Source organism: Chitinivibrionales bacterium, assembly GCA_035516255.1.
Classification (GTDB): domain Bacteria; phylum Fibrobacterota; class Chitinivibrionia; order Chitinivibrionales; family FEN-1185; genus FEN-1185.
The window spans coordinates 76248-97664 of record DATJAL010000035.1; the positions used below are offsets into that span (position 1 = coordinate 76248).

The 21417-nt window shown below is 53.2% G+C and carries 18 protein-coding genes; 11 read left to right on the forward strand and 7 right to left on the reverse strand.

The window, feature by feature from the left end; genetic code table 11:
- The first annotated feature begins 22 nt into the window (after positions 1-22).
- The gene (modD, locus tag VLX68_10775) at positions 23-871 is read left to right on the forward strand and encodes a ModD protein (protein HUI92720.1); all 849 of its coding nucleotides are present in this window, start codon (positions 23-25) and stop codon (positions 869-871) included.
- A 27-nt stretch (positions 872-898) separates the two neighbouring features.
- On the opposite strand, the gene VLX68_10780 is transcribed toward modD, so the two are convergent.
- Positions 899-1636, reverse strand: a complete 738-nt coding sequence (locus VLX68_10780; GenBank protein ID HUI92721.1) for a sulfite exporter TauE/SafE family protein — start codon at positions 1634-1636, stop codon at positions 899-901.
- 222 nt (positions 1637-1858) lie between these two features.
- On the opposite strand from VLX68_10780, the gene VLX68_10785 reads away from it, so the two are divergent.
- The 7 genes from VLX68_10785 (at position 1859) to VLX68_10815 (ending at position 9196) form a co-directional block, all read left to right on the forward strand.
- Positions 1859-3976 carry a hypothetical protein gene (locus VLX68_10785; GenBank protein HUI92722.1) on the forward strand — a complete coding sequence of 706 codons (2118 nt, stop codon included), beginning with the start codon at positions 1859-1861 and terminating at the stop codon, positions 3974-3976.
- Positions 3977-4226: 250 nt separating this feature from the next.
- Positions 4227-5093 carry a substrate-binding domain-containing protein gene (locus VLX68_10790; protein ID HUI92723.1) on the forward strand — a complete coding sequence of 289 codons (867 nt, stop codon included), beginning with the start codon at positions 4227-4229 and terminating at the stop codon, positions 5091-5093.
- 24 nt (positions 5094-5117) lie between these two features.
- Positions 5118-6443: a hypothetical protein gene (locus VLX68_10795; protein ID HUI92724.1), complete on the forward strand. Its 1326-nt coding sequence runs from the start codon at positions 5118-5120 to the stop codon at positions 6441-6443.
- An 84-nt stretch (positions 6444-6527) separates the two neighbouring features.
- The gene (modA, locus tag VLX68_10800) at positions 6528-7250 is read left to right on the forward strand and encodes a molybdate ABC transporter substrate-binding protein (protein ID HUI92725.1); all 723 of its coding nucleotides are present in this window, start codon (positions 6528-6530) and stop codon (positions 7248-7250) included.
- A complete protein-coding gene (locus VLX68_10805) occupies positions 7247-7651 on the forward strand; it encodes a TOBE domain-containing protein (GenBank protein ID HUI92726.1) in 405 nt (134 codons plus the stop codon). Before modA ends, VLX68_10805 begins: the two co-directional genes overlap by 4 nt.
- A complete protein-coding gene (modB, locus tag VLX68_10810) occupies positions 7648-8319 on the forward strand; it encodes a molybdate ABC transporter permease subunit (protein HUI92727.1) in 672 nt (223 codons plus the stop codon). The genes VLX68_10805 and modB overlap by 4 nt, the downstream gene beginning before the upstream one ends.
- A gap of 1 nt (position 8320) precedes the next feature.
- Positions 8321-9196, forward strand: coding sequence for an ATP-binding cassette domain-containing protein (locus tag VLX68_10815; protein ID HUI92728.1), 876 nt, complete (start codon positions 8321-8323; stop codon positions 9194-9196).
- Positions 9197-9295: 99 nt separating this feature from the next.
- On the opposite strand, the gene VLX68_10820 is transcribed toward VLX68_10815, so the two are convergent.
- Complete coding sequence (locus tag VLX68_10820; protein ID HUI92729.1) at positions 9296-9823, reverse strand: CxxxxCH/CxxCH domain-containing protein; 528 nt, start codon at positions 9821-9823, stop codon at positions 9296-9298.
- Positions 9824-10311: 488 nt separating this feature from the next.
- On the opposite strand from VLX68_10820, the gene VLX68_10825 reads away from it, so the two are divergent.
- The gene (locus VLX68_10825) at positions 10312-10659 is read left to right on the forward strand and encodes a PAS domain-containing protein (protein ID HUI92730.1); all 348 of its coding nucleotides are present in this window, start codon (positions 10312-10314) and stop codon (positions 10657-10659) included.
- A gap of 102 nt (positions 10660-10761) precedes the next feature.
- Here VLX68_10825 and VLX68_10830 read toward each other — a convergent pair whose 3' ends face one another.
- Positions 10762-11955, reverse strand: a complete 1194-nt coding sequence (locus VLX68_10830) for a hypothetical protein (GenBank protein ID HUI92731.1) — start codon at positions 11953-11955, stop codon at positions 10762-10764.
- Positions 11956-12890: 935 nt separating this feature from the next.
- On the reverse strand, positions 12891-14078 hold the full coding sequence (locus VLX68_10835; GenBank protein ID HUI92732.1) for a carboxypeptidase-like regulatory domain-containing protein: 1188 nt from the start codon (positions 14076-14078) through the stop codon (positions 12891-12893).
- 789 nt (positions 14079-14867) lie between these two features.
- On the opposite strand from VLX68_10835, the gene VLX68_10840 reads away from it, so the two are divergent.
- Both VLX68_10840 and VLX68_10845 read left to right on the forward strand, forming a co-directional pair.
- Positions 14868-16280 carry a beta-1,3-glucanase family protein gene (locus tag VLX68_10840; GenBank protein HUI92733.1) on the forward strand — a complete coding sequence of 471 codons (1413 nt, stop codon included), beginning with the start codon at positions 14868-14870 and terminating at the stop codon, positions 16278-16280.
- 30 nt (positions 16281-16310) lie between these two features.
- Entirely contained in the window at positions 16311-17720 is a 1410-nt protein-coding gene (locus tag VLX68_10845) for a hypothetical protein (protein HUI92734.1), read from the forward strand.
- A 307-nt stretch (positions 17721-18027) separates the two neighbouring features.
- Here the strand turns inward: VLX68_10845 and VLX68_10850 are convergent, their stop codons facing one another.
- The 3 genes from VLX68_10850 to VLX68_10860 form a co-directional block, all read right to left on the reverse strand.
- Positions 18028-18522, reverse strand: a complete 495-nt coding sequence (locus VLX68_10850; protein ID HUI92735.1) for an SRPBCC family protein — start codon at positions 18520-18522, stop codon at positions 18028-18030.
- Positions 18523-18681: 159 nt separating this feature from the next.
- Entirely contained in the window at positions 18682-18963 is a 282-nt protein-coding gene (locus VLX68_10855) for a hypothetical protein (protein HUI92736.1), read from the reverse strand.
- A gap of 780 nt (positions 18964-19743) precedes the next feature.
- Positions 19744-20991 (reverse strand): FlgD immunoglobulin-like domain containing protein, encoded by a 1248-nt coding sequence (locus tag VLX68_10860; GenBank protein ID HUI92737.1) that lies wholly within the window; start codon positions 20989-20991, stop codon positions 19744-19746.
- Positions 20992-21417: the final 426 nt, after the last annotated feature.

Genomic DNA, 21417 nt, shown 5'->3' on the forward strand with positions numbered 1-21417 from the left:
GGTTCATTGTTGAAGGGACGACATGTATTTCATCCGCGAATCAATCGTCGATACCATCCTTGAGGAGGACATACGCTTCGGTGACCTTTCCACCGCGCTGCTGGACATGAAAGACGTGTCTGCAAAAGCTTCTTTCATCGCCCGCCAGGATTGTGTTGTCTGCGGTGCCGATGAGGCATCGCGGATCATTAAAAAACTGGGAGGCGCGGTTTCCGGCTTTTGCGAGGACGGGGAAAGGGCGAAGAAAGGTCAAACCGTCATTGGGGCAAAAGGCTCCGCCGGCGTTTTGCATGCCGCATGGAAGACATCGGTCAATCTGCTCGGCTATTGCAGCGGCATCGCGACCAGGACCAGGACGCTGCTCGACGCCGCGCGACGCATCAACCCGGCGGTCGCGCTGACCACAACCAGAAAAACGATTCCCGGAACGCGCGACCTGTCCGTCAAAGCGGTGTACGCGGGCGGCGCCATGCCCCACCGGCTCGGCCTTGCGGAGACCGTTTTATTTTTCAGGGAGCATTACGATCTGTCCGGAGGATTTTCCCGGCTGCTTGCGGCGATCCCCCGGTTGCGGGCCGAGTGCCCGGAGAAAAAGCTCGTTGTTGAAGTTGACAATGCGGAGGATGCCGCGCGTGCCGTCGACGCCGGCGCCGACGGCGTCCAATGCGACAAGGTTCCGCCCGGGCAAATCAAAAAAATTGTAAAAAAAGCCGCGGCCGCTGCGCCGCGCGCGTTCATCATCGCGACCGGCGGCATCACCCTTGACAACATCGAGGCTTATGCCCGAACCGGCGCGCAGGTCATCGCGACCTCAAGCGTCTATTTCGGCCCGCCCGTGGATTTCGGATTCAAGATTGAAAAACGCCGTTGAAAATTGGTAATTGGGAATAGAATCGGCTCATGTTATAATTATTTTAATAGCGGAGATAATAAGAACAACGATCAATAACATTATTATGGCGCGATTGTTTTTTATCCTGCTACCCACATCCGATCCCGCATAGCCGCCCGCCACGACCGCCGCCACAAACGGCCAGATTCTCCAATTAATAATGACGCCCTGGCTCAACTGCCCCATCAGTCCTGAAATTGAATTGACCAGTATGAACGCCGACGTGATTCCCGACGTGCTCCAAACGCTCGACCATTTGAAGAATACCAGCAGCGGGCTGAGAAAGATGCCCCCTCCTATCGAGGTCAACCCGGAAAAGAAACCGATGATGCTTCCGCAAATGAACCCCGCCGGGACAGGGACCTTTTTGACCTCATACTCACGTCTGAGATACACCCTCAATAGCATGCACAAGGAGGACAATATAAGAACGATGCCAATGACAAGTTTTATCTGTTTACCGGGCAATTGTATTGCTCCGCCGACAAACGAGAATGGAATGGAAAGCAGCACAAAAATGATGAACGTTCTTAACGAGAACCGCTTTGCCCTTACGTATTTGTAGGTGCCGATGGCTGCCACGATGATATTCAGCACAAGCGCAATCGGCCTTATCTCAGCCACCGGAACGCTGAAAAGCGCCATGACCGCAATAAAGCCCGAGGCGCCCGCTTGGCCAACAGAGCTGAATAAAAATGCCACGAGAAAAAACAGGAGCGTCAGCCAGAGGACAACAACATCCACGTTGTGGAATCCTTTCGGGAGAAGTAATAAATAATTTGCGCTGAGTGATAAAAAGGAAAAAAAATACGAATCGTCCGTCGGTAAAATATCCGAACGATGCCGCCAAAAGTTTTTGCGCAGATACTGCGGGCTGTGACCGGAAAAAGAATCTGCTGTAGCGCCGGGAGCCCTTTTTTGTTATATTATAATCACCATTCAAGACGAAAAAAAAGGAGCATGAAAATGAGAAAGAAACTGACCCTTGTCGCAATGAGCATCACCTTTTTAATCGGATCTTCAAGCATGATAGCCGCTCAGTGGATTCAAGCAAATGGTCCCTACGGCGGACACATAAATGCCCTTGCCCTGAGCGGCGGCAATATCTTTGCAGGGACCAATGTCGGTGTGTTTCTTTCCGCCAACAACGGAACAAGCTGGACATCGGTCAGCTCAGGTCTGCCTGGAACAAGCGCCGTCATTTCCCTTGCGGCGAGCGGCAGCAACATTTTTGCCGGGACTGATGCGAGCGGTGTTTTTCTCTCCACCGATAACGGGGCAAGCTGGACCGCGGTCAACTCAGGCCTCACAAAGACCTATATCGTGGCTCTTGCGATAAAGGGCGGTAATATCTATGCAGGGACCGGCGGAGGAGGCGTTTTTCTCTCCACTAATAACGGGACAAGCTGGGCCGCGATAAACTCCGGGTTGCCTGCGACCGTCAGTGTTTATTCTTTTGCCGTGAGCGGCGGCAATGTCTTTGCCGGAACTAACAGCGGCATTTTTCTTAGCGCAAATAATGGAACAACGTGGACTCCCGTCAACTCAGGGCTGGGTGATACGAGCGCTATGGCCGTTAATGCTCTTTTTGTAAACGGCGGCACTATCTTTGCGGGGACCACCAGCGGCGACGTCTTTCTCTCCACCAATAACGGGGCCAGCTGGAATCCGGTCGACTCAGGTTTGGGCACCCCTACCCCTGTTAATGCTCTTGCCGCGAGCGGCGGCAACGTCTTTGTAGGGACTAATGGAAGCGGCGTTTTTCATTCCGTTAATAACGGAACAAGCTGGACGCCGGTCAACTCAGGTTTGCCGGTAAATTCCTTTATCAAGTCTTTTGCCGTGAGCGGAGGCACCGTTTTTGTTGGCACTGATGGAGGTGGAGTTTTTCTTACACCCAATAATGGGACAAGCTGGACGCCGGTCAACTCAGGCATAGTTAATACCGATGTCTGGGCCTTTGCCGTGATCGGCAACAACATTTTTTCCGGCACCTACGGCGGCGGCGTTTTTCTGTCTTCTAATGAGGGCGCAAGCTGGGCACCCGCCAACGCGGGCCTCGCCAATGTTGATGTCTGGTCTTTTTTCGCAAACGGCAATAAAATTTTCGCCGGGACTGATGGCGGCGGTGTTTTTCTTTCCGCCAATAGCGGAGCAAGCTGGACAGCGGTCAACTCGGGTCTGCCGGCGGATTGCTCCATAAAGGCTCTCGCCGTGCTCGGCAACAACGTCTTCGCAGGCACCTATAGCGGTGCTTTTTTATCGACTGATAGTGGATCGGACTGGAACCCCGCCGACTCCGGCCTCACCAGCACGGCAGTCGCTTCGCTGGCCGTTCTCGGCAACCACGTCTTTGCCGGCACCGCAGGGGGCGGCCTCTTTATGTCGACGGACACTGGGAAAAGCTGGAACCTGGTCAATTTCGGCGACACCAGTTATTATGCGGGTTTCGTCTTTTCCCTTGTCGTGAGCGGCGGCGACATTTTTGCCGGGACGGAAGGCGACGGCGTTTTTCTCTCAAAAGACAACGGGACAACCTGGACAAAGGTCAACACGGGCCTTTCGAATCCCTCAGTCTGGTCTCTTGCCGCGAGCGGCAGCAACATTTTTGCCGGAACCGATCACGGCGGCGTTTTTCTCACCAACAACGGCGGGGAGAGTTGGACCGAGGTCAACACAGGATTGCCGCCGGATGCCGAGGTGCATTCTCTCGGCGTGAGCAGCACCGACGTCTTTGCCGGGCCATGGGGATTCGGCGCATGGCGCAGGCCGCTTTCGGAAATGCTCGGGGTAATCCATGGACCTCACCAGGGAATTTTACGCCAAAGCAGCATGACGATACGCCTTCCAAGCGGCGGAAACCATACTGTCGCCGTTGAATTCAATCTTGCTCAATCGGACGTTGTCGTCGTTAAAATTTTCAATCTCTCCGGAAAGGAAATTGCCTCGCTTATCAATGCAAGGTTCGCCCCGGGTTCCTATTCCATACCGTGGAACATCCAAAATCTGGCCCGGGGTTGCTATATTGTAAAAATGCAGGCCGGATCACGGATGTTTTCAAAAAATTTGCCTATTGTCAAATAGGTGTCCCCTGCCTGGAAGTGGCTACCACGCGCATCCGTCGGACGCCCGTCGGAAAAAGTGATCGTTTTCACGGCGTCGGTCTTTGTGTGAAAACCTTTTAAAAAACAAAAATTCGTCCTGTCCTTTTTTTCCCCTGATTTATTTGCCAAGGCGTTTCTTTTCAAACACTTTTGATTTTGATATCGTTATATATTTTATTATATTACGAAAGCGCCGCATTCCGCGCCGCGCTTTCCAAAAGGGGGTTTTGATGGCCGCAAGAGTTTTTTCCTTAATCGTTTTAGGTTTTTTTTTCGGATGGACGCCTGGAATAAAGGCCGCTGAAAATCCCGTCAAGGAACTGAAAGTCATTTTTCCCGTGACCTGCGTTTCACCCGGCCTGGCGAACGGATTGGCAAAACTGTTCGAAGCCCAGTACAAAATACCCGTCAAGGTTCTTTCACTGTGCACGGGCGATGCCATCAAGTTTGTCAAGGAACATGAAGCCGACCTGGACGTTGACGTCATGATGGGACATGACCAGGAAGCCGAGGAGCAGTTCATCAAGGACGGGTTCGCGGTCAATTTCCGGCAGGTGTGCTATTCTGATTTCGTGCTTGTGGGACCGAAGGAAGACCCGGCCAAGGTCAAGGGCGTGAAGGACGCACTGGAGGCCCTAAAAATTATCGCCAAAGCAAAGGCAAACTTTTGTTCACGGGACGATTCGTCGGGCACGCATTCATTGGAAATGCGGCTGTGGAAGATGGTCAAGATTAAGCCCGCGGGTGACTGGTATATCAAAACAAGGGTCGGGACATCGGAAACGCTGGTCATTGCCGCAAAGAAAAGGGCGTATTTCATTTCCCAATGGGCGTCGTTCAAACAAATGGAGGAAACGGTCGATCTGGTGCCGCTGGTTGAGGACACGACGAAACTGTTCACGAATTACGATATCATGGCGATAAATCCCGAAAGATTCCCGAAAGCGAATTACGTTTCGGCCATGCTCTTCATCGGCTTCATAACCTCCCCGGAGGTCCAGAAATACATCGCCGATTTCGGCATAGAGAAATTTCACCGGCAGTCATTCATTCCCTTGGCGGTAAAAATCAGCAAGCAGCAAAAGGACAAGAAATAACAATATCCCATGAAAGGACTCATCATGAAACGTAGCATCGTCTCTGCAATGGTAGTTTTTCTGGTAATTGCGCTCGTTGCTGCACCCTCCCTTTTTGCAAGTCCGAAATTCACCTTTAACAATGGAAACAGCGATCTGGAGCTGATGCAATCGTATCAATTATGGGGCACCTACACCAGAAATGTCAACGATGTGCCGGCAACCAGTTCATGCGCGGATCTTTTTCTCAAACAGGGCAGGATCGGCGTCAAAGGGCACGTGCTCCCCTTCCTGACCTATTCCACGACATTCGCCTTTGACAATCTCGGCAAGGACCAATTCACCGGCTCGCTGGGCACCGGCCAGGCCACCACGAACAACACCTTTTTGCTCTACGACCTTTTTATGACCTATGCGATAGACTCCACCTTCGCAAATCTCACCTTCGGGTATTTGCGTCCGCAAACCGGCCACGAGAACATTGCGCCCGACGCGGGGGTCAATTCCCTCGACAAAGGGTTGACGAGCCTTTATCTTCGCAATTTTTTGACGGGCAGGACGAGCGGGCGCGAAACCGGCGTTAATTTCGGCGGTTTTTATCATGTCGAATGGTTTGGCGTGGACTACAACGTCGGCGCGTTTGATCCGAACCAGCAATTGATCGCCGGCACCGACGGCGGTCCGCGCAAATGGCACCCCCTCGGCACGGGCAGGCTTGCGCTCAGCTTTTTTGATGCCGACATGCCTTCGTATAAACTTTCCCCGGAGATCAATTTTTTCGGGGCGCGCAGGGGAATAACGCTCGGCGGCCATTACAGCTATCAGGGCGCGACCGACGAGACCTGGGACACCAGCGCCGTAAAATATAACGCCGCCGCAAAAACCTATTCCGGCGCCGTAAAGTACGTGGGCGGATTTCAGAAAAACGGATCGTTCGGCGGCGACTTTGTGGGGAATATTTTCGGCCTTTCCGTCGATGGCGAATACGATGTCATGACCCGCAGCGTGAACGGCGTTTCGTACCACGGCGGGCTCGTGAAGGCCGCGGCCGCGAACTTTTCTGACCGGGTGTATCATATCAGGGGCGGGTATGACATTCCCCTTCCCAAGGAGCAGCTTCTCGAGCCTGCGCTCATGTACACCGAATTCGACGGCGATGCGGCGTCGGCGGTCTATCCCAACGGCATCGACCATATCCTGGACGCCGGGCTTAATTGGTACGTCAATAAAAATAACTTCAAGATCGCGGTGCATTACATCTGGCAGGGAGGACGGCCCAAGTCCAATTATCAGAGCGCGCCGCCCGACGCAAACGGCAACGTGACTGTGCGCGGCGACATGGCGGCGATCAATTTTCAGCTCCAATTTTAAACGGGATGTTCGGGATCAAACAGGCCGTTTATTATTTTAAACAGAGGAAAAAATATGAGAAAAATATTTCTCCACGCTGGAATAATGGCAGCTTTCCTTTTTTGCCAAAATATTTATTCCCAGATCACGGTCGCCTGCGCCTCCAACATGCAGCCCGCCATGGAGGAGATCAAAATCGCGTATGAAAAGACCGGCGGCCGGATAAAATCGGTCTTTGGTTCGTCGGGAAAATTCACGTCGCAGATAAAAAACGGCGCGCCTTTCGACGTGTTCGTGTCCGCGGACATGGATTATCCGGAAAGCCTTTACGTATGGAAATATGCCGGAAGCAGGCCAAAAGTCTACGCCTACGGGAAACTCGTGCTCTGGTCGCTCAAGACCGGACTCGCCGAGAAGGGCGTCGCAGGGCTTGGCGATGCCGGAATCTCAAAAATCGCCATAGCGGATCCGAGGCTCGCGCCTTACGGCAGGGAATCGGAGCGCGCCATGAAAAACGGCGGCGTGTATGATGCCGTTTCCTCGCGCATTGTTTACGGCGACAACATCGCGCAGGCCGCGCAGTATATCGTCACCGGCGCGGCGGACATCGGGTTCACCGCGAAATCTATCGTCTTGTCGCCGCAGAACAAGGACAAGGGCACCTGGGCGGACGTTGACAGCACGCTGTACAGCGTGATCGCCCAGGGCGTCATGGTCTGCAGGTACGGCGCGGACAACAACCCGGACGCGTCGGAAAAATTCGTGTCGTTTCTGCTGGGACCCGGGGCGCGTGACATCATGAAACAGTTCGGGTATTCGCTGCCATGAACCGCCTCACCGGAACGCTGGTCTCGCGCGAATCCGGCGGGTCGGTCGCACGGGTAAGGGTCGATCTCGGTACCGTGACGATAACCGCGGTCCTGCTCGAAGAACCTCCCCTTCTGCCGGTGCAGGGCGCGCCGGTGACCGTGTGTTTCAAGGAATCGGAAACCGCGCTCGCCCTTGCGACGTTCGACGGCAAACTGAGCATACGCAACCGCATCCCCTGCGTTGTGACGTCGGTCCATGACGACGGCGTTCTGTGCCGCGTGTCCCTCGATTTCCGCGGCGCCGGCCTTTCGGCCCTCATCACGTCGGAAAGCGGCCGGGACCTGGGGCTTTCGGCCGGGACGCGGGTGTTTGCTCTTGTCAAGTCCACCGAAGTAATGATCGCGCCGGAGGCCGCATGAACTTCGATCCCGTGCCGCTGCTCCTCTCCGTAAAGCTCGCCGCGGCCTCGGCCGTCATCCTGCTGGTCCTGGCCATGCCGCTTTCGTTCTGGCTGTATTTCACGCGCTCCCCCGCCGGATACCTGGCACGCGTGTTTGTCAACCTGCCGCTCGTGCTGCCTCCCGTGGTGGTCGGGTTCTACCTGCTGCTTTTATTCAACCCTTCGGCGCCGGTCGGGCATTTCCTGCAGCAGGTTTTTCACCTGCGCCTCGTGTTCACCTTCGAGGGACTCGTGGTCGGGTCCGTGCTGTTCAACGTGCCGTTCATGGTCAATCCGGTCTTGTCGGGGCTCGAATCGCTGCCGCGGTCGCTGTGCGAGGCGAGCTTTGTCCTGGGAAAGGGCCGATGGACCACGTTTTGGCGGGTGCTGCTGCCCTCGATAAGGCCCAGCCTGCTCACGGGGCTCATCCTCACCTTCGCGCATACCATCGGCGAGTTCGGCATGGTGCTCATGATCGGCGGCAAAATCCCGGGTGTGACGCGCGTGGCGTCGATCGCGGTGTACGACGACGTGGAATCGCTCCATTTCGCCGCGGCGCACCTCTATTCGGCGGTGCTGGTGATCGTCTCGTTCGCGGTGCTCTTTCTGCTCATTCTCGTCAACAAGCGATTCGCAAGGACGTGGTGACATGGCCGCATTTTCAATGACGGTGCGCAAGCGGCTCACGGCGGGCGACACGGCCTTTGAGCTTGACTTTTGCATAGACGCCGGCGGCATGGACTGCGTCGCCCTGTTCGGACACTCGGGCGCGGGAAAAACCACGCTGCTGCGCATGATCGCCGGACTCACGGTTCCCGACGAGGGCCGCATCGCTCTCGGCGACCGGGTACTCTTCGACTCGGCGGCGCGCATCAATGTGCCTCCCCAGCACCGGCGCGTGGGGCTCGTGTTTCAGGAGTATGCGCTGTTTCCCAGGATGACCGTGGAACAGAACGTGCGCTACGGCCTCGCGCGCGACGCCGGGGGCAGCGTCGATTCCCTTTTGGAAACTTTCGGGCTTGCCCCGCTCCGCCGCCGCCTGCCGGCCATGCTGTCGGGAGGCCAGCAGCAGCGCGTTGCGCTCGCGCGCACGCTTGCGGCAAACCCCTCGGTGCTGCTCCTCGACGAGCCGTTGTCCGCGCTCGATCCGGTCATGAGGACCTCGCTGCAGGAAGCGCTTTGCTCCGCCCGGCGCGCCATGCCGGTGCTGACGTTTCTGGTGAGCCACGACTGCGGCGAGATCTTCAGGCTCGCAACCAGGGTGGTGCGCATCGCCGACGGGTCAATCACTGCCTCGGGAACGCCGCAGGAGGTTTTCGCCGCCCCCGGCGACCGCATGAGGGTGTCCGGACAGGTTCTTGACAACAGGAAACACGGCGCGATCAACGTGGTAACGATCGCCGTGGGGGAAGAAATATCGAGGATTGCGCTCTCCCCCGATGAGGCGGAGGGCCTGGCGGTCGGGGACCTGGTGAGCGTGTCGGTAAAGGCGTTCAACCCTGATGTCCGCAAGATTGTCAAATAGCGCCGGTCAATTCCTCAATGGCCGCCTTTCAAAACACGTGCGGATTACGCCGTCTCACGATCGGCATTTGCAGCAACGGCAAGGTGGGGTACTTTACACTCAAAACGGTTGAGCGCCCGGATGGGTGGCCACGTACTGCGCCCAGGTGGTCCAGTCGGGAGCATGGCAATCTTTGCAATCAGCCGAGCCAAAAGTGCCGCTGGGATTGATGTGACGGGACCAGTCAACGCTCCCGGTGCCCACATTATATTGAGAATCGGTAAGGGATGTCCCGTGGCAATTGAAACAGTATTGCACATTCGCGCCCCGCACCTGGTTCCCCAGACTGTCAAATTTCCCGTTGCGAGTATGCCCGTAATGCCCGGCGTATATCCCTGAGGAAGTCTGATCAAGGTTGTGGCAGGCCCTGCAATTGGCAGGGTCAACCGTGTCGGTGCCGTTCCAATGAATGGAGGCATTGGTTCCCTGGGGAATGCCGCCGTGACAGAAAACATTGTTGCATTGCTTTGCGGCCGCGGCATAATTTGCTTTGCCGCTGTCGTCCCACGGGGCCGAGAAGACAACATCGACAACGCCGTTTTGATGGGTCGCGGGATTGACGGCGAACTGGTTTGTTGCCGAATCCATGGCATATCCCTTATGACAAGCCCCGCATTTATAACCCATCCCTACATGGTAAGAATGCCCTGCGTCGGCGGGAGGAAGCGCGTGACAGTTTCCGCAGGTCGCTTTCGTGATCCCGGTTGGCGGCTGAGCGCCCTTTTCAGTGCAATTGACCCCTGCCAGAAAAATTCCCGCTACAAGGATTTTAATGAGGGTTTTCATTGTCATTTTCCTCCTGATTTTAAGCGAATAAATTTGTCTTTAATACTATGCCGCATACGCCGCTTAAATATAAAGAGCGTCCAGTAAAAATATAAATATTTATAGATGCTGTCGTCAAGACAGGAACCGTTGAAAGACCCCGCTGCAAGCTGTGAGGAGAAGGAAAAAAACATGTCTTCCCGAGCCTTTTGCGATGTACCTCAAGCTCGGATAAAGGCCTTGACAACTAGTATCCTCGAATATATTACAAAGAACCGATTATCTGCCACGTATTTCGCTGGAAGAATAACGTGACGAAGACGGAAATGGTTTTGCGCGAGAGCGAAGAACGGTTCCGCCCGGTGCTCGATAATTCCCGGGACGTTGTCTACAGGTTGAATTTGCGGACGGGCAAATTCGAATATATGAGTCCGTCTGCGCAAGAAGCGACTGGATTTTCGAGCGATGAGCTGAGCCGGATTGACAAAGCGGCGGTCGGAAAGCTCGTTCATCCCGATGATTACACCCGCGCGGAGCTACCGGCGATAAGCCCGCTGGACGTCCTCACCGAGGAAAGCGGGAAGATCTTTAAGGAACGGATCACAAAATATTTGTCCGGCGAAAAGTTGGCGGATTCCATCCTTTCGCGAAAGCGCTGAATGTCAGTTTAAGGTATCCGTGTCGCCCGTTCAGTGCATGAATCACCGCGCATTGACCCCCGCCGGATTCTCCAGCCCAACCCTTTTTATTCGTAACGATATTTACCACGTCGCGAATAGCTTTTTGCTCGCGGCCAAGCCCCCCTCTTTGTTGTAGAGTGCGATGAAATACACACCTCTCGAAAGTGAAAGCTTGTTTGAAATTGAACGGCTTGCCTCGTCCATGGAGGTGGCGATGCCGGAGCGTATTGTTCTTCCGTCGGGCGTGAAGAGAATATATCGTATAAATTTCTCGTCCTGCATGCGCATGACCGGCGAATACTTCTCCTCTTTCACTGCCGTCAGAGGATCCTCCTTGCACCCTCCCGGGCCTTCGCAAGGGCACCAGGTGATTTGGAGCTCGCCATAGCCGCAACTATTCGGGCACGCCTGAAACCCGCTCTGGTTCTGATGGTCGTCGTTGGCAAAAGCGTAAACCTGGGCCCCCAGGGTTTTGTGGACCCACTTGGCGAAAAGGTTGTAGGGATTTACCCAATTGCCGAGCGAATCTTGTTCCGGTTTTTTCCAGTAATGGGAAGAATCCGCGTCCTGGTAAAATGTTCCTCTTTGCCAAGCAGCAATCGAATCAAATAATTTGTCGCTCGAACCGGGATTAAGCGAACCGCCGTACACTTCAGTCCCGTGGTGGTGGTGGCCCAGCCACATCTTATTGCAATATATATTTCCGGTATCGTATCCGGGCTGGACGCAGTAATTGTAGGAACCAAGGCATATGCCTATTCCCAAAGTGCTATCGTAATAATTGAGCTGTGTGGGACACCCGTGTTTGAGTTGGCCTTGCATCTCCTTAAAGGTAACGGGCACAATTGTCGGAATACAACTTGAGCAACCACCCACAACCTTCACCGGCAACGTGGCATAATCTACATAAGAAATGTTGTAATTCTGCACGCCCGTGGATCCGCCGCTTACGGTCATTTCCACAAACCCGTTTTCCGGCAAGATCGGAGCGGACGGGTTTGTTTTCGTGCCGGGATCGTGATAATAGGCCCAGCACCTCCCGGCGCCGAAATCAGGCCAGTTGTCGAAAACCAGCGTATCCATGGGAAGCATTTTGTGGGTTATCCCGCCGTCAGGAGCAGGGTTACCGGTAAAATGGATCCAGAGCGTGATGGGACAGTCGTTGGCGACCACCACCTTCTGATTCCCGGCCAAAGAATGTGCGGAGAGGACGAATATGGCGAGGACCATGATAGAAAAGGACAACGGACCGGGAAAGCGCCTTGAAAATCTCATACATCCTCCATACTTTTGGTTAGAGACGGGAGAATCTCGATTCGATTGGGTGTGTCCAGTTTTTTTTCTCACGAAATACATTGATTTCACGCAAGAATGCCGGGTAAGAAGCGCTCAAGACGACTTCGCATTTGGAAAGCAGGTCGCGGCATTTCGTCATGTCTATGACCGGCTTGTCAACAATATAAGCATTTATAAACAGGACTCGCCGAGAATAGAGTCCGAAAAGCCATTTTCCGTTACAAAAACATGTAACGCTGATTTCATTATCTTGCCGCGAAAATAAAACGGTTGCGCTGCGACGACCGTGTTGCCACTGCAATAGCTGAATCACGATACGTCGTCGCGGTGTCCGGCAACGGTGTTTGGGTTATGAGGCTGAAATTCTGTCCCTTGATTGCCCGACACACATTGTATCCGGTAATCATTGACGTATCCGCGCCACTCCATGCCAAGATCACCGTCTGCCCCAGCGCGTCATATGAAACTGTCAACCTCGTTGGCCCCGGAACCCCGCTTCTCCGGCTATGGCAATGCATGCAATGATCGCCTGGGTGCAAAGTTTCTTGAAGTTCATGTAACCCCCATATATTTGTCGGTGTGATAAAAATGCCCTGTGTCAATAAATCGACCAGGGCGTGAGAAACGACCATATGATCAGGATCGTTATTCCAAATTTTTTAAAATAATAACATCTGAATGGAAGAATTTACTCGCGGGATTTCCCAGTTGAATTGGCGCGGATTTTGCGGCCTTTTGGGGCGGACGGTTATGATTTAGCGCGTTTTTATTTGCCGTTTTTTCCTTATTAACTTCTCGACTCCTCAACTTCCTTCCAGCCAAAGCTTACCGTGTCTTAATAACGCCATGAAAAAAAAGCGCCCCGTCATTTACAAGACGGGGCGCTCAAACTTCACAAACAACAATCAGCCGCCTTACGGGGCCGGACGGTACGTGATGTCGTCAAGCGCGTACCACGAGCCTGCAGTATACCCGGCTCCCTGGGTGACCGGCGCAACGAACATAAGGTAGTCGGTAATCGCCGAAAGATCGACCGTCGGGAAGCTGGAAAGCGGAAGCGTGATCTCATGCCATGTGCTGTCAGCCGCATAACCCAGCGTAGAGAGGTCGACCGCGGTTCCGGCGCCGCCGGTGGAGGCGATGAACGCTCCCACGCTCGGCGAACTCCCACGGATGTAGAAATGAATGTTGCCGCCGTAAAACCCGGACATGTCGACCGACCCGACCGCGGCGCTCACCACAAAGCCCCACGTGGACCAGCCGACCGTTCCGCAGGTGACGAGCCAGCACTTGGTGTTGCCGGGGTAGGGATCGACGGTGTTTGCGCCGTCAAGCGCCGTGGAGGTAAGGTGAAGCGACGTATCCGTATGCGCCGCCGTGTAATCCCACACCTGCACGGTGGTATTGGCCCAGTCTATGCTCTTGGTCACCCGCTGCGAATAAATGGCGGTCTCGGGAGACTTGGTGATCGCGGTGAGCACGCAGATCTGGCTGGCAAGCGTATACGATGAAATGAACTTCTTGAACGTCTTGTATCCGCCCTTGGACGCCACAAGCGTGTCTGCGACATCGGCCTTCTTGGAAAGCGGCTGCGCCGAACCGGAAAGCTGCCTGAGCGCAGGTCCCGCGGTCTGCCCGCCGGCGAGCGTCATTTTGCACACCGTGGACCAGGCGCCGATGCTTACCTTTATAAAATAGATACCGGGCGTGATGTTCTCCCGGCCGGGCGCGAAGGCATACACGCCCCTGCACAGCATCCTGCTGAGCGAGGAAGAAACCATGCGCCCGTTCATGGCATAGACATCGATACGAACAGGCGACTGCGCGGCGACGCTGAAACACACCGTGTTGCCCGAAACGGCCGCAGAAACCGGAGCGGAGGACTCAAGCATGGACCTGACCGCCGTGGTCTGAACGAGCGAGAACGAGCCGTCGCTTGCCGAGGTGGTTGAAAGCCCCGCATACATCAGGCTCACCGTGGCGCCCGAAACGCCGTTGCCCGATCCGTCTATCACGGTCCCGGTGATGTTGATGTCCTGCGCTCCCGCCCGAAGTGCGAGCGCGGCCACGAACGCGCACAGAGCGATTCTTCTTCCGACCATACAGACCTCCTGATTTGAAAAGGTTTAGGGAATAGCTGCCGATTTTGAAGGGACAAATATAATAGAAAAAGCAGTTTTTCACAAGACAAAATTTACAATATGGAAACTACGCGGGAGCTCACGTGACCTGAAGCGCTTTAATCATGGAGTTACCATGCACCACCGCGCCAGGATCGTTTTTTTTCCGCCCCCGGCGCCGCTTCTGAGGCAGAAGGATTCTGCCGCGCAGACAAGATGCGGGGATTGTTCCATTTTGTCATGAGGGGTGCAAAATGATGGTCAGAAACCGTTCGGATCCGCGCACTGGTTGTCGATCGGCAGCCATCGTCTTTTTATGGCAAAGCCAATCCAATAAAAAAGGGAGCATCAGCTCCCTTTTCCAATTGCCGCATAAACAAGCCTTTACTTTACAATAGTGATTGCCTTGGTCTGATGCATCGTGCATTGCATGCCCTCAGCAGGTACGTGCCGTTGGGAATGCCGCCGCGAAAATTGATCTGAAGCGGGCCCGCGGTCATGGACCTGAGCATCGGGGTATAGTCGGCCGCACACCTTGGTCCAGATTCTACCGCTCGTTTCTTTAAAATGCCGCATGTCCCTGCCGTGTCTGCCGTTACCTGTTACCAAATTATATAACAGATAAACCTCTAGCGTGTATGGAATCATCCCAAAAACCAGCCATTGCGCTTATATTTATGGGCAGGAGAGACTTTTCGCACCGGACGGGACGTCTCCCTGTAAACCGGAACTTCCGAGAAGAATACCCCCTTTTAACAGACAGGAGAGCGTATGAAAAAGCACCTCAGCCTTTTGCTCGTTGCGCTGTTCAGTGCCGCAGTGTTCGGCCAGGCCGGGACTTTCCCGGTCATATTCCATAACAATACCAAGGTGTATGCCGACAGCCAGATTTATGTATTATTCTGGGTGCAAAATAAATATTGGGTTGACAAAAACGGCGCGCTGCAGCCCTTTCAAGCGGCAGACGTCAATGCGCCAGGGCATTATACCAAGGACGGCAAGAATTATGCCGCCGTTTCCGTCCGTCTTTCCGATATGGTCAATTTCAGGTGTCCGACTTCGGTCGGCGGCGGACGACTCTACATGTCGGTCGGCAGTCCGTTCCTGGTAAACGTCTCGGACGGCGGGTTCGCGTTGCCCGATCCCCAGAACCCGGGTGATCCCATGGCAGATGCCTACTGGGACTGGTACGAAATGGCCTACGCATATAACGCACTTCAGTTCGGCGGCAATACGACCCAGGTCGATATTTTCGGTTTCCCCTATTCCGTAAAAGTCTGTCAGTCTTCAACGCATTTCATGGACAGTTGCGGTATAAGCACCAGCAGCGGCTGGTCTATGCCACGGATCATGCAACTCTTCAAGGACAGTCTGTCGGCCCCTTTCCAGGCATCCATCAAACCTACCCGTGTTTTGGCACCGCAAAACTCGAGCCAGTTCTATGTTGGAGGCGCCTACGCCGACTATTTCAAACCCCTTCTTGATTCTCTCTGGACGGACTGGTCGGCTAAACCGTTCACGTTCAAATACGGCGGCAGCACCTGGACGATAACCGGAAATGGTACCGATACGGTGACCGTCAGCGGTAGCAATTCAGGAAAAATGAGCAAGCCCACCGCGAGGTCGATCTGGGCCAACAACAGCTTTGACCAGATGAGTCTTAACTTTGTGGCTCCACTTTCATCGGCACTGTGTCGCGGAGTGGCGCGGGACTCCAGTTGGTATAACAACCCTTCCACCTATTATCACAAAAGCAAGACCAGAAGCGAATTCGCCGATCTCCTGCACAGGATCAGCATTCATAATAAGGCCTACGGTTTTGGCTTTGACGACAACAACAATCAGAGTTCGGTCCTGATTGTGGGCAGCTCGCAACCGCTCGACTCCCTTGTCTTTGATTTGGGATCGTTCGATCCCGCCACCGTCGGCTCGGTTGTTCCGGAGCAGAAGTCGCGGGCGAACTCGCATGCGATCCGGATGGGGGCGCATGATATTGTCACCATTCAAAGTGCAAACCCCATTGAAAAAGTCACGCTGGTTTCGCTGAACGGAAAATCGCTTCACAAGAGCGTGCTGGTGAACAATAATGCCTTCAGCATTGCGGGTCTTTCGGCCGGCACCTATTGTGTGCGGATAACGGACAAGCAGGGTCTCACGACAACGCAAAAAATTTGGAAAGAGTAATCACTATCTAAAGAGAAAAGGGTTGAAAGCATGAAACGGATCGATCTCATGACATTCGCCGCGGCGTTGCTGGCGAGCACCGGCGCGGTTTGGGCGGCGACGCCGCCGTTTGTCCACAAAATCAATATAACGCAGTACCTTGATTCCGGGGCCACGCTCCCGGTCAAGGGTACGGTCGTGGCCGGAGGAAGAAATGGCGGCCTCTATAGTTCTTCCCTGGGAAATGACGCTCCCGCATTGATACCGAACACGGCCGGTGAATATACCACGAGCACGCAGATAACGGAAGACGGCCAGTGGGTCCTTTACAATGGAGGCGGGGTCAAGCTCATCCGCGTTGACGGCATGTTCAAGACCACCGTCCCCGCCACCAATCCATCCACCAGCGACGGCAGCTGCACGTTCTGGTGGAACGCTCCCAGCGGGAAACTGGAAGTTGTCTATAGAGAAAACGGCGATAAAACAGTCCACGCGGTGCCTGTCACCTTTTCGACAAATGCCGCACCGACCTTCGGCACAGACCGTGTTATCGCCCAATTCACCAAAGCGTTGGAGTTTTCTATGGGCTGCGCGCGCGATCATTTTTTTGCCAGAATAGACTATGACCCGAATTCCGGAGTGTGCAATTATGGGCCGGCAATGGTTACCCTTCCCGGCAGCGGCGCCGCGGCCACCGATTCCAATGTGTGGCACCCGGCCACCGGCAATGGCGGTATTCCCCAAATGGGATGCATGTGTACCCTGTCCCATAACGGGGCAATCGGCTGCTTCAATCCAGGGTACGACCAATGGTGCTGCTGTATGGCCGATGAATTCTGCCTCCTCAGGCACAAATCATTTATCCTGGTTCCTTTTCAGGAGAAGACCGCGCCCCCAGTGGCCTGGCAAACCGCCCTTGAAATGTCCATGGCCTTCAGCGTAAACTGGGCGCCTAAAAAATATTTGTTCCTGAGTCCTACGGACTCCACACAAGGTCTGAATGCCGTAAGCAGCAACTTCTGGTCTGATTTCAAAGATTGGAATTACACCAACGACACCAGCTATATCGTGGGGGACGGGGATTGCATTGCATATGGGAATTGTTCGCTTCACCCGGATTCTTGCGCCGGCAGCCGTATGCCGGACTCGGGGACCATTTGGCTTGTGAATTACAATACCAACACCTGGACAATGATACTGCATTTACCCGCGGGCGTAAGGCTTAGCCACCCGGCGGTATGGATATGTCAAGATGCATCGTGCCAAACAGGAACCATTGCACCCGTGCCTGGCAATCACCTGGCGTATCGCGGCATTCCGCTACAAGGCAACAAATACATAGTAGATATTAGAGGCCGCTTCGTGCCGGATGCCCAATCAACATCCAAACTCATGCAAGGCGTCTATTATTCTGTTGCCCCGGACGGACGCTGCAAGCGCATTTTGGTGAGCCATCGATAAAGGAAGTAACCTTCACGGCGAGTGTTCTTTTCGACGCTCGCCGTGAACCCGCCGACGGTGGCCGCCCGGGGTCGAGGAATCTGTCCTCGATTACGGGTTCTTTGAAAAAACCTGCGCCTGAAAAACCCGCCGTTCTTACGCTTCGAGCCGAAGCCACGAGACTGATATTTTTAGATTTGAATTTCCCCGAAAATATCCCCGAATATTTTCTTGTATTTTCCGATTTATTGCATTTCAATTTTTGGCCATAACGAATTGAGATTAACTTACGCAGGCGCGGAGCGCACGCGTCAAGTTGAATCGCTTGTTAGCCGGCAGGCATCGGGCCACCGTCGCGACGTGCCTCCACCAGCGATTCGAGCGGATCGACGAACGACCGCTTCCAGAACGGAAGGCCGAACGTCGCGACCATCCATTCAAACAGCGGCTTGAACCAACGGCGTCGCACAGTAACGAAGTACGTGTATTTGATGCGTGTACCTTCCGGGTCATCGACGAGTAGCAGCTCCTCATCCCCGGTCGTGTTGAAGGTGAGGTTGCGGGTGGTACAGCGGTAGCCTTGACCCGGTAGCAGCATCACCGTGAGCTCGATCTTGGCAGATGGGAGCCATGCGGCAAACGAACCGGCCTCCGCTTCGAGTGTAAGCACATCGCCATCACGCTTCAGGAGTCTGATCGAGCGAGCGATCTTGGGAAAGTGCTCAGGCATTCGCTCGAAGTCCGAGACAATCGCGTAGACCGACGCGCGGTCCGCGTGCACCAGCCAGTCGCCATGAACGGTCACCATATTGGAGTCGGTCATCGCGTAACGCCCTCTTTTATTGTCCGGCTAACGCCGCGCGCTAATATCCCGGACTACGACCGCGTTTTCCCGCCGCAAACCACCAATCTTGTATGAAGAACCAACCGAACGCGAACAAAGGGTGTTTGCAGATGCGGACGGTTATGATTTAGCGCGTTGTTAGGCGGCTTTATTATCTCTTAATCGGCCGCTAGCGTATTTGTGGAGAACGCTGGACATTAAAGTCTGGTAGGGAATGCCATCCTCAATTGCCAAAACCTGAAGTTCAGTCAGGTCTTTTGTCGAAATTCTGATATTAACCCTTTTATCTTTTTTAATGGTATTGCGAGCTGCAGTGCGAAGTCTCGAAATAAGGGCTGCTTGGTGCCTGACGGGTTTTAATTCACCTTTTTCAAATGCGTTCAGAATTTCCTGTTCTTCCTGATCCAAATTGTATTTCATAATTAGCCCCTCCTCAAATATTTCTTGGTGTATTTCCTGCTTGGAATTATCGTTTTTAATAAAAAACCTTTTTCGTGCGGCACAAAAGGAACCATGTAAGCATACCCATCCACATTAATGATCATGATCTTCTGATTCGGATATTTTTCTTTCTTCGGATGGTCCACGATCGCCAGAACATGGTCGGTATGTATTCGCAAAACGATATCTTCAAAGCAGATTCCACGTTCCTTCTTGAGTCGTTCATTCTTTTTAATGTTCCAATAGAAGAAATCCATAGTAGAATTATAACTGATTGTGTGCCTTATGGCAACAACATTTCATTCTTTGTTTTACTGCCTAACGCCGCGCTAATATGCCGGACTACGACCGCATTTTCCCGCCGCAAACCACGAATCTTTCTATGAAGAAACGACCACTCGCGAACCAAAGCTGTTTGCAAATGCGGACGGTCATGATTTAGCGCGTTGTTATGCCTTTTCTCTCTTTTTGCCTTTTTTGAATCGATTTCGTCTTGCCTTCATTAATCCGGTTTGGTGAAAACCGATTCCTGCGAATCCCGTGATTAATCTGTAATTAATTCCGAATTGATTGTCTTTCGCCTCCATTAACGTGCGCCCAACCGTGTGCAGTGGCCTGATCGCCGCGATGTGACGGTGCAGAATGAAACCGTCGGAGGCGTCAAACAAGCTATTGCATCACTTGGGCTGTTGGCCGACAGTTCTTTGCCCCCACACATTTTCTTCTCTTCGCGTGAAGGGGGCCTGTTTTTATAACAAATTATCGGAAAATCGGAATACTCCTTACATAGGTATCCGATCCTGCCCTCATTCTTACGGTATAACAACCTGTGGCTAAATGGCGCGTATCCCATAGTATGCTGTGCGCGCCTGATGCAAGATTCTTATTGATAAGAGTTGCCACTTCATGGCCGGATAGGTCATAAATATTAACCACCACCTGATCTGAATGCGTAAGAGAAAATTCAATGGCTACGATAGGGTTAGTATGGCCCGGAGAGTGTACCCTCAAATATACCTGGTCTAATTTCCCTCGCTGCAGTTTATTGTTAAGTACTCCAACTTCTGAAAGCGACCTGTACCATACACCGCTGCCCCTAGTCCCGGCAAAAATATTGTTGGAGTCCACGCCAAGAGACAGAATTCGTAAATTCGTAAGCCCGGAATTTACTGCAGTCCAGCTTGTTCCATTATTGGTGGATAGAAAGACACCACCACCATCAGTCCCGGCAAAAATATTGCTGCCGCACAGGGCAAGAGACATAACAATGGTATTTGTGAGGCCGGAGTCAACCGTAGTCCAGCTTGTTCCATTATTGGTGGATAGGAAAACACCGTCATCATTAGTACCGGCAAAGATAGTGCTGTCTCTCACTGCGAGAGAATTGACAAATTCTGCAATTGCACCCCCTGTCGTTGTAAGCCCGGAATTTACCGCAGTCCAACTTGTTCCATTATTGGTGGATAGGAAAACGCCACCTTCCGTCCCGGTAAAAATATTGCTGCCGCTCACTGCAAGAGCATGGACATAAACATTCGTAAGCCCGGAATTTGTCGCAGTCCAGTTTGTTCCATTATTCGTGGATAGGAAAACGCCACTCCAAGTCCCGGCGAAAATATTGCTGCCAATAACTGCAAGAGCATATACCTCTTGCGAAAATCCAGCATTTAGGCCGGAATTGACCGTTGCCCAAGAGTAACCCAAATCGTTGGAAAAGTAAATCCCTTTTCCATTTGTGCCGGCAAAGATATTGGCGCCGTTTATTAAAAGAGATTTGACATCTATATTGCTGGCGTACTCGCCATTATTCCAACCATTGCCTAACATGTCCGGCGGCGTCATCCATACACCAAATCCCCCAGTCCCAGCACAGATAACCGCGCCTATTGAAAGTGCATTAATGTTCCACGACGAATCAAACGTTTGTACCCAACCAGCACTTGCCACATGCGTAGAAAAAGCCAGCAACCCCAAGCAAAGAGCAAGCCGAATCAGGAACTTTTTCATATGAACCTTCCCTTCCTTGTAATTGTTGTTTGTTATTATTTTTTCCTGTTCCCCGCGAGTCTTTAATGGGAGGAGGCCAAGAATTTTGGCCAACTCGGTATTGTGTGAAGCGATTCCATCGAATTCCGGCTTGTTCCGGAAAATATCCCCGTGGTAATCATCTTTTCTTGTTCGATTAATTGCCTTTCAATTTCAAGCATAACGCCGCGCTAATATGCCGGACTATGACCGCATTTTCCCTGCGCAAACCACGAATCTTGCTTGAAGAACTAGCCGCCCGCGAGCCAAGGGTGTTTGCAGATGCGGACGGTCATGATTTAGCGCGTTGATATTATAGATAAAGGCCCCCAACGGAACGTAGCTTATAGTTACTTCGTTCCACAAACCACATTCCTAAAAAAGGAGGCCTTTATGGAATTTGTTCAT